13 protein-coding genes are annotated in these 12,749 nt (G+C 58.4%); 6 read left to right on the top strand and 7 right to left on the bottom strand.

All coding sequences use genetic code 11. The features are described 5' to 3' along the window. The first annotated feature begins 87 nt into the window (after positions 1-87). The gene (locus PMI11_RS02895) at positions 88-681 is read left to right on the top strand and encodes a flavin reductase family protein (RefSeq protein ID WP_244430526.1); all 594 of its coding nucleotides are present in this window, start codon (positions 88-90) and stop codon (positions 679-681) included. Positions 682-694: 13 nt separating this feature from the next. On the opposite strand, the gene PMI11_RS02890 is transcribed toward PMI11_RS02895, so the two are convergent. The 5 genes from PMI11_RS02890 to PMI11_RS02870 all read right to left on the bottom strand — a co-directional run bounded on the left by PMI11_RS02890 (position 695) and on the right by PMI11_RS02870 (position 5,862). Further along, positions 695-1,528 (bottom strand): carbohydrate ABC transporter permease, encoded by an 834-nt coding sequence (locus PMI11_RS02890; protein ID WP_007813104.1) that lies wholly within the window; start codon positions 1,526-1,528, stop codon positions 695-697. Next, positions 1,528-2,382 carry a carbohydrate ABC transporter permease gene (locus PMI11_RS02885; protein ID WP_007813097.1) on the bottom strand — a complete coding sequence of 285 codons (855 nt, stop codon included), beginning with the start codon at positions 2,380-2,382 and terminating at the stop codon, positions 1,528-1,530. Before PMI11_RS02885 ends, PMI11_RS02890 begins: the two co-directional genes overlap by 1 nt. A gap of 110 nt (positions 2,383-2,492) precedes the next feature. Next, positions 2,493-3,713: an ABC transporter substrate-binding protein gene (locus PMI11_RS02880; RefSeq protein ID WP_007813096.1), complete on the bottom strand. Its 1,221-nt coding sequence runs from the start codon at positions 3,711-3,713 to the stop codon at positions 2,493-2,495. Between the two features lie 190 nt (positions 3,714-3,903). Continuing rightward, entirely contained in the window at positions 3,904-5,112 is a 1,209-nt protein-coding gene (locus PMI11_RS02875; RefSeq protein ID WP_280110096.1) for a mandelate racemase/muconate lactonizing enzyme family protein, read from the bottom strand. A gap of 54 nt (positions 5,113-5,166) precedes the next feature. Beyond that, the gene (locus PMI11_RS02870; protein WP_007813092.1) at positions 5,167-5,862 is read right to left on the bottom strand and encodes an RraA family protein; all 696 of its coding nucleotides are present in this window, start codon (positions 5,860-5,862) and stop codon (positions 5,167-5,169) included. Positions 5,863-6,057: 195 nt separating this feature from the next. Here PMI11_RS02870 and PMI11_RS02865 point away from each other — a divergent pair, with 195 nt between their 5' ends. The 5 genes from PMI11_RS02865 (at position 6,058) to PMI11_RS02845 (ending at position 11,602) form a co-directional block, all read left to right on the top strand. Then, positions 6,058-7,251, top strand: a complete 1,194-nt coding sequence (locus PMI11_RS02865; protein WP_007813090.1) for a mandelate racemase/muconate lactonizing enzyme family protein — start codon at positions 6,058-6,060, stop codon at positions 7,249-7,251. Positions 7,252-7,440: 189 nt separating this feature from the next. Beyond that, the gene (locus PMI11_RS02860) at positions 7,441-8,316 is read left to right on the top strand and encodes a carbohydrate ABC transporter permease (protein ID WP_007813088.1); all 876 of its coding nucleotides are present in this window, start codon (positions 7,441-7,443) and stop codon (positions 8,314-8,316) included. Next, the gene (locus PMI11_RS02855) at positions 8,313-9,221 is read left to right on the top strand and encodes a carbohydrate ABC transporter permease (protein WP_007813087.1); all 909 of its coding nucleotides are present in this window, start codon (positions 8,313-8,315) and stop codon (positions 9,219-9,221) included. The genes PMI11_RS02860 and PMI11_RS02855 overlap by 4 nt, the downstream gene beginning before the upstream one ends. Positions 9,222-9,225: 4 nt before the next feature. Further along, positions 9,226-10,329, top strand: a complete 1,104-nt coding sequence (locus PMI11_RS02850; RefSeq protein ID WP_007813084.1) for an ABC transporter ATP-binding protein — start codon at positions 9,226-9,228, stop codon at positions 10,327-10,329. 25 nt (positions 10,330-10,354) lie between these two features. Next, positions 10,355-11,602 carry an ABC transporter substrate-binding protein gene (locus tag PMI11_RS02845; RefSeq protein ID WP_007813083.1) on the top strand — a complete coding sequence of 416 codons (1,248 nt, stop codon included), beginning with the start codon at positions 10,355-10,357 and terminating at the stop codon, positions 11,600-11,602. Positions 11,603-11,681: 79 nt separating this feature from the next. Here PMI11_RS02845 and PMI11_RS02840 read toward each other — a convergent pair whose 3' ends face one another. Next, positions 11,682-12,125 carry a VOC family protein gene (locus PMI11_RS02840; protein ID WP_007813080.1) on the bottom strand — a complete coding sequence of 148 codons (444 nt, stop codon included), beginning with the start codon at positions 12,123-12,125 and terminating at the stop codon, positions 11,682-11,684. A gap of 3 nt (positions 12,126-12,128) precedes the next feature. Next, positions 12,129-12,563 carry a VOC family protein gene (locus PMI11_RS02835; protein ID WP_007813078.1) on the bottom strand — a complete coding sequence of 145 codons (435 nt, stop codon included), beginning with the start codon at positions 12,561-12,563 and terminating at the stop codon, positions 12,129-12,131. Positions 12,564-12,749: the final 186 nt, after the last annotated feature.

Here is a 12,749-nt window from a genome sequence, read left to right as displayed (position 1 = left end):
CTTTCGCAGCGCCTCACTTCGTCTTAAGGCGTGGAGACATATCCGGGACTGCAATTTCGCCACTATGGGCTTCAAATGAACGAACATATGAAGGCTGTTGAACTCAAAAAGGCCTTTCGCCTGATCAACTACGGGCCAACGATCCTGGTGTCGGCCCGCCACAACGGCATCGACAATGTCATGGCTGCTGCATGGTGCTGCGCGCTCGATATCGATCCGCCGAAGCTGACCGTCGTCGTCGACAAGATTGCCCAAACGCGCACGCTGCTCGAGGCAAGCGGACGTTTCGTCATACAGGTGCCAACGGTTGCCCAGCTCTCGATGACACACGAGGTCGGGAACCGCAGCCTGTTTGAGGAGCCGGACAAATTGCAGAAGTCAGGAGTAACGATTTTCGATGTGCCGGGACAGGACCTGCCCTTCGTGGAAGGCTGCTCGGCTTGGCTCGCCTGCAAACTGATCAATGAGCCTCACATCGAGGCTGCCTACGACCTGTTCATCGGTGAAGTAACGGCAGCATGGGCAGACGATCGTGTGTTCCGCGATGGACGCTGGCACTTTGAAACGGCCGGCCCTGAATGGCGCAGTCTGCATCACGTCGCGGGCGGCCATTTCTACGCGATTGGCGAAGCGCTTTCGGTTGAAGCCGAACCTGCCGAGCGTGCACAGTCCTCACTCTGAGCGGAAGGTCAATTTAGCCCTTGGTCGCCCCCGCCGTCAGCCCACCGACGAAAAGGTTCTGGAAGAAGAGGAACAGGAGAGCGATCGGCACCGTCATCACCATGGAGGCGGCCATCACCGCTCCCCAATCGGTGTTGAACTCGGTCGAGAATTCCGCAAGTCCGATCGGCAGGGTTTTGACCGAGGAATCCGTCGCAAAGCAGAGCGCGAAGATGAACTCGTTCCAAGTGGTTACGAAAGCATAGACCACGACAGCCACCAGGCCCGGCGTCGACAGCGGAAGCGTGATGCGGAAGAGCACGCCGAGGCGAGAGGCGCCGTCGATCGTCGCCGCCTCCTCCAGTTCGACGGGTATCGCCCGGAAATAGCTGGTCAGCATCCAGACGCTGAGCGGCAGGGTGATGATCATGTAGACCAGGATCAGGCCCCAGTAGGTGTTGACCAGGTGCAGATAGCGCAGCGTGATGAAGAGCGGCACGATGATTGCCGCGGTCGGCAGCAATTGGCCGATCAGCACGAGCGATTGCAGAAAACGCCTGCCGCGGAATTCGAACCTGGCAAAGCCATAGGAGGCAAAGATCGCCAGGATCAGCGCAAGCCCCGTGGAACCGACCGAGATGATGACGCTGTTCAGGAAATAGCGCGGAATATTCGAGCTGAAGATGACGTTGATATAGTTGCCGATCGTCGGCGCGGACGGCAGCCAATGCGGCGGCACCGTGTAGAGTTCCGGAAGCGTCTTGATCGAGGACAGCGCCATCCAGGCGAACGGAAAGAGGCAGACGGCCACCAGGATCAGCGAGCAGACTGCAATCATCAGCGTTCCAAGCCGGCTTCTTCTCACCATCAAGCCTCTCCTGGCCTTGCCGCCAGCACCTTCAGGTAGATTGCCACGAGAACCGCAGCCACCAGGAAGAAGATGACAGAGAGCGCCGCCGCCTGATTGAACTGGAAGCTTTCGAAGGCAAGCCGGAAAATCTGGATCGGCGTGATCAGCGTCTTGTTGGCAGGCCCGCCCTTGGTGATCGCATAGATCAGCGTGATCGAGTTGAGACCCCAGATCACCAGCAGCAGTGTCACTGCCGTGATGACCGGACGCACCTGCGGTAACGTCACATACCAGACCTCTTCCCAGAAGTTGGCGCCATCGACCTTGGCAGCCTCGTAAAGCTCCTTCGGGATCGCCTGCAGGCCGGCCAGAACCATGATGGCTACGAAGGGGAATAGTTTCCAGACATTGATGGCGATCAGCACGGGCATGACGGTACCGCTATCCGTCAGCCAGCTGATTGGTGCCGGGATGATGCCGGCGCCGGTCATCATATAATTGATGATGCCGAATTCGGTGTGGAACATCCATGCCCAGGTGGTCGCCGCAACGATGCCGGGAACGACCCAAGGAATGAGCGTTATGGAGCGCAGGATCGCGCGTCCGGTAAAATGCTGGTTGAGCAGGATAGCGGTAGCTGTGCCGAGCACGACCTGAAAGACGATAGAGCCGCCGACGAAATAGATCAGGTTGACGAAGGCCTGCCGCGTGACCGGCGGTCGCAGCACATTGACGAAATTCCTGCCCGTGAAGGCGCCCTGCGCATTGGTAGCGCTAAGCAGGACTGTGTAGGCGATCGGATAGGCGATCAGCATGGCCAGCACGATCATGGCGGGCATGACAAACAGAAGACCTGTAGATGGGCGGCCCATGGGTCGACCTTTCCTGTGGTGCAGCGGGACTGTCACAAGGTTTGTGTGAGCGGCGCGGGCGGCAGTTCATGCCGCCCGCTTTGAAACCATATCGCTCCGCCTCTGCTCGCTCAGCTGTCGAGCAGAGCTTGAATTTCGTCTTTCGCCTGATCCATGGACGCTTGTGGATCCTGATCACCCGAGAGCACACGCTGCACGCCGTCGAACAGAGCTTGCGAAATTTCCACCCAGCGGGGCGTATTCGGCGCAGGTCGGCCAAAGGGAAGCATCGCCGCGAACTGTTTCAGCATCGGATCCTGGAATCGTTGCTGAGACAGCGCCGAAGCGCGGGCCGGGAACGTGTCGGTGAAGAAGCCCTGATTGTCTGATGTAGCGAGGAACTTGATGAACTTCCTGGCATCGTCAGGGTTCTTGGTGTCCTTCGGTATCACATAGCTCCAGCCGCCGATGATGCCGGCGGTCTGCTTTCCCTCCGGATGCGGCGTTGCCATCGCCCCAAGCTTCATGTCGGGTTTCGCCTGCATGATCGGGGCTATGTCGAACTGGCCCGCCTGATACATCGATACCTTGTTGGCGATGAAGAGCTGGCGGTTGGCGATGCCATCGTTCTGCAGCGTCGAGTCCGGCGAGTATTTGTTCTTGTAGAAATCCGTATAGAATTTGACGGCGGCAACGGCCTCCGGCGAATTGACCAGGGCGGTCTTTCCATCGGCGCTGATGACGTTGCCACCGTTCATCCAGATCAGCGGAAGCAGGCGGGTGACCGTGTTGCCAACCTCCCCGCCGCCGGTGATCGCCATGCCGAACTTGCCGCCCGACGTCAGCTTCTTCGCTGCATCTGTCCACTGATCCCAGGTCTGTGGCGGGTTGGCAGGGTCGAGACCGGCAGCTTGAAAGTCGCCGATATTGTAAAGCACGCCAACGCATTCAATGCGGTAGGGGATGCCGTAGAGCTTGCCTTCATAGGTGTCGTAGTTGATCGCGGCCTTGTTGTAATCGTCCTTGTCCTCAATGACATCGTCAACCGGCAGTACCAGACCGTTATGCGCATAGCCCTGAACCCAGGGATGCTGCACCTCTATGATATCTGGCGTAGCACCCGATTGCAGCGCGGTCAGGATACGCTGCGGCAGACCGTTTGCCGTCGTGATCTCCATCTTGATCGTAATATCGGGATTTGCCTTCTGGAAATCGGCAGCCAGCTTCTCCGCTCGCGCCTGGCCCCAGTTCGGCGTCCACCAGACCACCTCACCGGCCGATGCGCTGCTGCATGCGAATAAAAGTGCCGAGACTGCAACGGTCGTCATGACCGTCATCTTCACCTTGTCCATTGCCTCCTCCTTCGTGCGACATGTCAGTCGCGCCCGTCTCCTCAGACCTCTTTTGTTACCGGTATCCGCCAAGGTGGCTCCTCTCCCCCCCCCGGCCACACTTTTCTTGCGACCTATGCAGACATCGATCTATTCAAATGTGAACTTCCACCATTTCATTATATAACTTTGTGGTGCGAGGCACTAGCTGTCAATCGCGTCCGCCTCTTTCGGCCTGCGTGAAGGTCGCAGCCCCTGTCGCGACACCGCTCGTGTTCATACTGCCGTCGAACAACGGCACGTCAGATGGCGCGTACGGATAGCGCGCGCAGGCCTCCTCGTTCAGCTCGACGCCCAGCCCCGGTGCCGTCGGTGCAAGGATCGCGCCGTCTTCGAATTGCAGCGTCTCGCGAACCAGTTCCTTGCGCCAGGGCACGTCGATCGACACGGTTTCGAACACCGAGAAATTCGGAATAGCAACCGACATATGCAGGGTCATCGCATTCATGATCGGGCCGACCGGGTTGTGCGGGGCGACCGGAATGAGATGATAATGCGCCATATGCGCGATCCGCTTCGTCTCCCCGAGGCCGCCGGCATGGGAGACATCCGGCTGCAACACGTCCACCGCCTTCTTGGCCAGCGCTTCAAGGAAGCGCGTAGGTTCATACCAGCGTTCGCCTGCTGCGATCGGCATGGAGCTTGCGGCGCGCACCTCGGCCAAGGCATCAATGCTTTCCGGCGGCGTCGGCTCCTCGATCCAGCGGAGATCAAACCGAGAAAGCTCGCGGCACATGGCGATCGCCGTCGGCACGTTCAGCCGGCCGTGCACATCGAGCATCAAATCGACATCCGGCCCGACCGCATCGCGCACGGCTGCGACGATATCGATCGTCTGGCGGCGCTGCTTGCCGTTCATTTCAAGATCGGCGACATCGAAAGGATCCCATTTGAGGGCGCGGTATCCCATGGCAACCGCCTCGCGGGCCTTTTGCGCATATTGTTCAGGCGTAGCCGCGCCGAAGAACCAGTGATTGGCGTAGCATTCGACCCGGTCGCGATATTTGCCGCCGAGCAGCTCGAAGACCGGAACACCGAGAGCCTTGCCCTTGATATCGAGAAGTGCCGCCTCGATCGCGCCGAGGGCGGTGCGGAAAACCGCGCCGGTCCGCCAATAGGAATCGCGGTGCAGCTGCTCGATGATCGCATCGACGGCAAACGGGTCGCGCCCGATCAGCACACGCTCCAGTTCCTCCAGGGCGGAAACGACCGTCTTGGTCTTCCATTCGAGCGTCGCCTCGCCGACGCCTTCGAGGCCATCGTCTGTGTAGAGCTTCACAAAGACGAAGTTGGTCCGCGAAACATTGGCGACGAAGACCTTCTGCGCCGTGATTTTCATGTTTTCCTCCCGGCAGCAGATTGCACGCGCCGCTTTTCTTCTTGTTCTGACAGTCGTTCAAATGGTGCGAACGGCTCAAAGCCGTCCGTATTTCGCATAGATATCGGCGACATCGCCGCCGGCACGGATTTCATTGCGCGAGCGGTTCTCGATCGTCAGAATTTCTTCTGCACGCATAAGAACGGCATCGACCTTATCGGCGGGGATGACCATCACGCCATCCATGTCGCCGAACAGCCAGTCGCCGGAATTGACCCGGATCTGCGACGTCAGGGTGCCGGTCACCGCGACAGGGACTTCGATACCGCTGATGCGGGTTCTGCCGCGTGACTCGATCGGCGAAAGATAGCGAGTAAAGACCGGCCAGTCCTCCATTCCCATGAGGATATTGCCATCCCGGATTCCGCCGTCAATGACGACACCGGCGGCCCCGCGCGCTTTCGATGCGGTGCTCATCAGTTCGCCCCAATGGCCGGCCTTGCGCTCGCCAGCGGCCGAGATCAACACGACACAGCCCGGATACATGCGGCGGAAAAAGGTGAAGGTTTTGACCTCTTCGAGATCATACTCATCGTCGTTGCGCATGTCGGCTGTCACGGCGACCGTGAAGGCAGGGCCGGCAATACGCATCGAGCGGTCGAGCGCATGAATGCCGAGATCCATGCATTGATTGGGCAGCCCCATCTCGTCCAGTATGTCGTAGACTGCGGCAGTATAAAGCTCTCTGAATCGCTCGGCCTTGCCTGCGATCTCCGCATGCTGCGTAACCATGGCCTGCCTCCTCCAGCTAAGCCCACTTTGCAAGCACGTTAAGAAACAATCGCTCTCTTCAATTGTTTCTTATTTGAACTTAAAAAGTTCTCTAATGAATGATAATAGAATAACCGGAGGCTTGTCAATCGCCGTTGGAGCCAATCAGGCGCAACGCCGCGAACATCAGACAAGGCAATAAAGGGAGGAGCGGATATGAAGATCGTGGACCTCAAATGCGCCATCATCGGCAAGAGCCCAATCGTGCGTATCGTCACCGATGAAGGCGTTTCCGGTTACGGCCAGGCCGAGACGTGGAAGCCCTATCTCAAACCCCATATCCTTGCCTTGCGCGAGGCACTGATCGGCGAGGATCCGACCAATGTCGAGCGCGTCATGCTGAAGATCCGCCAGCGCGGCAGCTTCAAACCCTGGGGATCTGCCGTCAGCGTCATCGAGATGGCGCTCTGGGATGTGGCGGGCAAGGCCGCAAACCTGCCGGTGCACAAATTGCTCGGCGGTCGAGTGCGCGATCGCATCCGCGTCTATAACGGTTCCATCCGCTTTCCCATCAACGGCTATGAGCCTGAGGATATGGCTGACGACCTGAAAAAGATGATGGATCTGCCCGAGGGCTTTACCGTCATCAAACAGCCGATCGGCTTTCATTCGCCGATGAAGCGTATCCCTGACTTCTATTATGGCGAGCCCAATGCCAGCCCTTTCCATGGCGCGCTCGACCGCGGCCCGATCACCGAAAAGGGCCTGCGCCATCTGGTGGACTGCGTCGCGGCGATGAAGGAAGTCGCCGGCGACCGGATCGGCCTCGCGCTCGATTGCGGCCCGGGATGGATGCTGCCGGATGCGATCCGCCTTGCGCGCATGCTGGAGCCCTATCATGTGCTGTGGATCGAGGATCTGCTTTCCGGCGACTATACGCCCTGGGTCAATGCCGGCGTCTATCGCGAGCTCACACGCTCCAGCACGACGCCGATCCATACCGGCGAGCAGATCTATCTGCGCCAGAACTTCAAGGAACTGATCGAAACCCATGCGGTCAATGTCGTCGGCCCCGACCCAGCCGATGTCGGCGGCATCGCCGAACTCAAATGGATTGCAGAATATGCCGACCTTCATTCGATCATAATGGCGCCGCACGGCACGGCGAACGGGCTGCTTGGCCTCGGCGCGCTGATCCAAGTCTGCGCCACCCTGCCTTATAACTTCATCGCCTTCGAATATACGACCGGCGACCCGGACTGGTGGTACGACATCGTTGAAGGGCTGCCGCAAACGATCGTCAAAGATGGCTTCGTCGATGTGATCGAACGGCCGGGCATGGGCGTCGACCTCGTGCCCGAACGGGCAAGACAGTATCTCGCAGAAGACGACCAGACGTTCTTCGATTGATCGGCGGTCCGACAGCTCTGCCCGATCCAACTTCCACGCAAGCGACGCCTTCAGGCGCAGCCAATTGTCATTGACATCGCGATTTTTTGATTCCTATATTTGATCCGTTATGAACTATATACAGTTCATATAGGAACAGGTTATGGCGCTCCGGAGGAGCGGAGCGCTGTCGATCTGAGGAGGAGGCTCATGGGAATCCGATGGAGCCGCGTCATTCCGCATCTGGCCGTTGCGCCTGCGGCGCTGTTGACGCTTGTCTTTTTCATTGGAGCGATAGGCTGGACCGTCTATCTCTCCTTCACGGCATCTAGACGCTTTCCCGACTATGAACTGGTCGGCTGGAAGCAGTATTGGCGGCTGTTTCACGATCCGTCCTGGACCCTGTCGCTGCAGAACCTCGTCATCTTTGCCATCGGCAGCCTGCTGTCGATCGTGATGGGCTTTATTCTCGCGGCCCTGATCGACAAGGAAGTGCATGGCGAAGGCATTTTCCGCACGATTTTTCTCTATCCGCTTGCGGTCTCGCTGATCGTCACCGGCCTCGTCTGGCGCTGGCTCTTCAATCCAGGCCTCGGCGTCGAGAATGTTCTGCACTCGATGGGCTGGGAGAGCGCCTCCTTCAACTGGCTTGCGAGCCAGGACACCGTCATGTTCGGGGTCATTCTGGCGGCGGTCTGGCAATCGACAGGCTTCTTCATGGCGCTTATGTTGGCTGGCCTGAAGTCGATCAATACCGAGATCTGGCAGGCCGCGCGCCTTGATGGCGTGCCCTTCTGGCGGCTCTATATCGAGGTCATCATTCCCATGATGAAACTCACCTTCCTGACCTGCATCATCCTGCTCTGCATCGGCGTTGTGAAGGCCTATGACATCATCGTCGCCATGACCAATGGCGGACCGGGTGGGGCATCGGTCATGCCGGCCTATTTCGTTATCGATGCTTATTGGCAGAAGCAAAATCTCGGCTTCGCCTCGGCGGGTGCTACCGTCATGCTTTTGACGACACTCGTCCTCTTCCTGCCGCTCGTCATCATCACCGCAATCCGGCAAAGGAGGGACGCATGACGGCGATATCCGCGACATCGCAACCCGGCCGCGCGACGAAAGTGCGCCGGCGCTCGCTGATCAGGCCAAGCCGGGTGGTCATCTTCGTCTTCCTGCTGATGGCAGCCGCCTTCTTCGCGGTTCCTCTCTATGTGGTCGTGGTCACATCCTTCAAGACGATGGATCAGATCCGCGAGGGACAGATTTTCTCGCTACCCTCGCCCTGGACGGTCGATGCCTGGTCCTATGCGTGGATGCAGGCCTGTTCCGGCATGAACTGCAACGGCGTGCGCGTCGGCTTCGTCAACTCGCTTTATATCCTCGCTCCCAGTCTGGTGCTGACGATCGCGCTCTCGATCGTCACCGGCTACGGGCTGGCGCTCTGGAACGTCAAATGGGCAAACGCCTTTCTTTTCGTGCTTTTCATCTGCGCCTTCGTGCCGTTTCAGATCATCATGTATCCGCTGATCAAGATCACCGGCTCACTGCATATCTACGGCACGACATTCGGCATCGCGGTCATTCACAGCGTCTTGTCGATGCCTTTCCTCACATTGATCTTCCGCAATTATTTCAAGGGAATGCCGCCGCAGATCATCGCCGCGGCAATGATCGATTCCGGCTCCTTCTGGCGGATCTTCTTCGAGATCGTCCTGCCCATGTCGGGCAATATCATGATCGTCGTGCTGATCCTGATGATCACGGGCATCTGGAACGACTTTCTGGTCGGGCTGACCTTCGGTGCACAAGACACGCAGCCGATGACGGTCGTGCTCAACAACATCACGGTGACAACGACAGGCGCCAAGAACTACGCCGTCGACATGGCCTCGGCGCTGCTCACCGCGCTGCCACCGCTCGTCATTTATTTCGTTCTCGGCAGATTCTTCGTGCAGGGCATTACTGCCGGCGCCATCAAGGGATAGAGGCATGCCTTCCATCGCATTCAACAATATCGTCAAGAAGTTCGGTGCGCTGACGGTCATCGAAAACCTGAACCTCAGCGTTGGCGACGGCGAGTTTCTGGTGCTGCTCGGACCTTCCGGCTGCGGCAAGACAACGCTTCTCAATCTTCTGGCCGGGCTGCTCGAAATCGACGACGGGGAAATCCTCATCGATGAGCGGGATGTGAGCTATCTCGATCCCAAGGATCGGGGCCTCGCCATGGTTTTCCAGTCTTACGCGCTCTACCCCACTAAAACCGTGCGCGGAAACATGAATTTCGGGCTGTCCTCTCGCGGCATCACGCGGGCGGAGGCGGATAGGCGGATCGACTGGGCGTCCAAACTGCTGCAGATCGAGCACCTGCTCGACCGCAAGCCGTCCCAGCTTTCAGGCGGCCAGCGCCAGCGCGTTGCGATCGGACGGGCGCTGGTCAAGCAATATGGCGTCTGCCTGTTTGACGAGCCGCTTTCGAATCTCGACGCCAAACTGCGCAACGAGATGCGCATCGAGATCAAGAAACTCCACAACCAGCTCAAGAATACCGTCGTTTACGTGACCCACGACCAGGTCGAGGCCATGACCATGGCGACCAAGATCGCCGTGATGAACAAGGGCGTCATCCAGCAGTTCGGCACGCCTGATGAAATATACAACGAGCCGGCTAATCTCTTCGTCGCCGACTTTGTCGGTTCGCCTGCCATGAACCTGCTCGACTGCGTCGTCAGGCGTAACGGCAGCGATCTCGTTGCGGTGGATGAGAAGGACAGTATCCGCATCAGCCTCGGCGAATACAGGTGGAAGGCAAAGGCTGCGGAAGGCAAGCCCGTCAAGATCGGCTTCCGGGCAGAGGAGCTTCTGACCGAGGAGCGCCAGGACGCCGGAAATACCGTCCGCTTCGACTGCCCGGTCGAGTATTTCGAGAAATCCGGACCTGACGCCTTCGCCTTTCTGACCATGTCGGGAAGAAGCATCGCCGTCCGTATCGATGGGCGTGATGCAAACCGCTATCGGGGCAAGCCGGCTCTGCCCGTTTATCTGCCGCTGACCAAATTGAACGTCTTCGACGCACCAACCGGCCAGCGGCTATAACCAGATTAAAAGGGAGGAATGTTGCATGACGAAATGGAATTCGCTGAAGAGACTATCGCTCCTGCTTGCCGCGACGCCACTTGCCGCGAACGCCTGGGCGGATGAAGTCGTGGTCTATCACACCTGGTCCAAGCCATCTGAGATCGCGGCACTTAGCGTTCTCAGGGATGCCTGGGCAAAGGACGGCCACCAATGGAAAGACCTGTCCATCGCCCATGATTCCGGCGCCAATGTCAGCCTGATGAACATGATCACCGGCGGCAATCCGCCCGCGATCTTCATGAATTCCGATCCCGGCATCTATCGGGATCTGAACAAGCAGGGCCTCGGCGTGCCGCTCACAAAGCTGTTCGACAGCATCGGCGCCACGAAGAATTTCCCGCCCTCGGTTCTGAAGAACATCACCGTCGATGGCGAGATCATGAAGGCGCCGGCAACGGTGCATATCGACGGGATGGTTTACTACAACAGACATGTCGCCGAAGCCGCGGGCGTCGACCCGAAGTCCTGGAAGTCGCTCGACGACCTCTTCGCAGCCTTCGACAAGGTAAAGGCCGCCGGCTACATCCCGATCGCCCAGGGCGGCGATCAGTTCCAGAAGGCCTATCTGCTGCAGGCCCTGATCGCCTCGGAAGAAGGTCCTGACATCTACAATCGGTTCTACGGTGAAAAGCCCGACCGTACGGTGATCGATACGCCGGAAATGCGGGCGGCGCTGAAACGCTTCCGCCAGATCGCCGACCACACCGATCCAGGTTCCCCGAACCGTCAATGGAACGACACGACCAATCTCGTTATTACCGGCAAGGCCCTGCTGCAGATCCACGGCGACTGGATGAAGGGCGAGTTCATGGCCGCGCAGAAGAAGCTCGGCGAGGACTTCGACTGCATCAACATCCCGGGAACCAAGGCCGTCGTCGTCACCGTCGATTCCTGGGGCTTCCTCAACACCAACGATGCTGACACGGCAAAAGCCCAGGAAGACTTCGCCAAGCTCGATGTCGATCCGAAGCTCAATGCCGAGTTCGTCTTGAAGAAGGGCGCAAGCCCTGTTCGTACCGATGCCGATACGACGAACCTTGATGCCTGCAACAAGCTCGTCCTGGAGACGCTGAAGGATCCGACGAAGCAGGTTTCCAACCCCTTCAATACGGCTGATGCCGACTGGTATCGCACCATCTGGCAGGAAGCCGACAAATATTGGAGCGATCCGAAGCGGACAGATGACGAGTTCGTGCAGGCGATGCAGGACGCCTACGATCAGATCTTCTGACATCCCACGACGAAAGAACCCGGCAGGTGGCTGCCGGGTTCTTTCTTGTTACTTGCCGCTGCAGCAGAAAACAGTCCATTTAGACTGATTCGTCACGCAATTTCTTGATGGCCTGCAGCTGAATGCAATCCGGCGCCATCTCCATGACCTCGATCTGCGTGCCATCGGGATCCTCGATCCAAGCGCCGCGATTACCGTCGATGCCGATCTTGGTTGGCCTTGGCTTGCTGGGCTGGATGCCAACTTTCGCAAGCTCTTCGAACGTCTTGTCGATATCTTCGACGGTGAGGCAGATATGGAAGATGCCGATGACATCAGGGCCGGTTTCCGGCCTCTTCACGCCCTTCGGGAAAAGCTCGAGGTATTGATCATCGTTGATGCGAAGATAGACGATCCACGCCTCGCCCTGATCGTTGAGCAGTCGCGTCATCTCGCGAAAGCCGAGTTTCTGATAGAACGCCAAGGACTTGTCCAGGTCATTGACGCGCAATGCGATATGGCCGAGATGCTTGAAAAGATCCATGGCTCAACCCCGCCCGTTGATGCGGCGAACGGCTGCCGTCTGCATGGCGTCGGCGCCAAGCTGCATCAGCTCGATGCGGTTGCCTTCCGGATCGGCGATCCAGGCCTGATAGTTGTTGTCCACGCCGAGCTTCTTTTCAGCCGTCAGGACAACACCGCGGCTGGTGATATCGGCGATCGCCTCGTCGATATTCTCGACCTCGAGGCAAAGATGGTTATAGCCGACATTGGCAAAAGGCGGCGCGCTGTCGCCGACACCTTCCGGAAACAGCTCGATGAACTGCGTGTCGGTGATCCTGAGATAAACGATCCACAGGCGGCCGTCGCGCTCCAGCCGGAACATTTCGTCGAAGCCGAGCTTGTTGACATAGAAGTCGAGCGAGCTGTCGATGTTCTTCACACTGACGGCCACGTGTCCGATCGATTTCACACTCTTCATTGCATCCTCCTCCGTCTTTCCGTTTCTCCGCGCGTACTGGCGCAGCCACTCGCCGAACCTCCCGATCCGGCATCTTTTCGGAACGCCGCGTGCGGAATAAATCGACGTGACGTTTCTTATTTGAACTGATATAAGTTCACGTAAGAATTTATCGGCATTCGCGTGCCGGAGTCAATCGAAAGGAGC

It is taken from the genome of Rhizobium sp. CF142, from assembly GCF_000281145.1.
Classification (GTDB): domain Bacteria; phylum Pseudomonadota; class Alphaproteobacteria; order Rhizobiales; family Rhizobiaceae; genus Rhizobium.
Note: the sequence above shows the minus strand (reverse complement) of the source record. Positions and strands in the feature narration are given on the sequence as shown.

Coding starts and splice junctions, on each gene's coding strand:
- PMI11_RS02895 (WP_244430526.1), top strand. CDS start 88: ATGAAGGCTGTTGAACTCAAAAAGGCCTTTCGCCTGATCAACTACGGG.
- PMI11_RS02890 (WP_007813104.1), bottom strand. CDS start 1,528: ATGGTGAGAAGAAGCCGGCTTGGAACGCTGATGATTGCAGTCTGCTCG.
- PMI11_RS02885 (WP_007813097.1), bottom strand. CDS start 2,382: ATGGGCCGCCCATCTACAGGTCTTCTGTTTGTCATGCCCGCCATGATC.
- PMI11_RS02880 (WP_007813096.1), bottom strand. CDS start 3,713: ATGGACAAGGTGAAGATGACGGTCATGACGACCGTTGCAGTCTCGGCA.
- PMI11_RS02870 (WP_007813092.1), bottom strand. CDS start 5,862: ATGGTTACGCAGCATGCGGAGATCGCAGGCAAGGCCGAGCGATTCAGA.
- PMI11_RS02865 (WP_007813090.1), top strand. CDS start 6,058: ATGAAGATCGTGGACCTCAAATGCGCCATCATCGGCAAGAGCCCAATC.
- PMI11_RS02860 (WP_007813088.1), top strand. CDS start 7,441: ATGGGAATCCGATGGAGCCGCGTCATTCCGCATCTGGCCGTTGCGCCT.
- PMI11_RS02855 (WP_007813087.1), top strand. CDS start 8,313: ATGACGGCGATATCCGCGACATCGCAACCCGGCCGCGCGACGAAAGTG.
- PMI11_RS02850 (WP_007813084.1), top strand. CDS start 9,226: ATGCCTTCCATCGCATTCAACAATATCGTCAAGAAGTTCGGTGCGCTG.
- PMI11_RS02845 (WP_007813083.1), top strand. CDS start 10,355: ATGACGAAATGGAATTCGCTGAAGAGACTATCGCTCCTGCTTGCCGCG.
- PMI11_RS02840 (WP_007813080.1), bottom strand. CDS start 12,125: ATGGATCTTTTCAAGCATCTCGGCCATATCGCATTGCGCGTCAATGAC.
- PMI11_RS02835 (WP_007813078.1), bottom strand. CDS start 12,563: ATGAAGAGTGTGAAATCGATCGGACACGTGGCCGTCAGTGTGAAGAAC.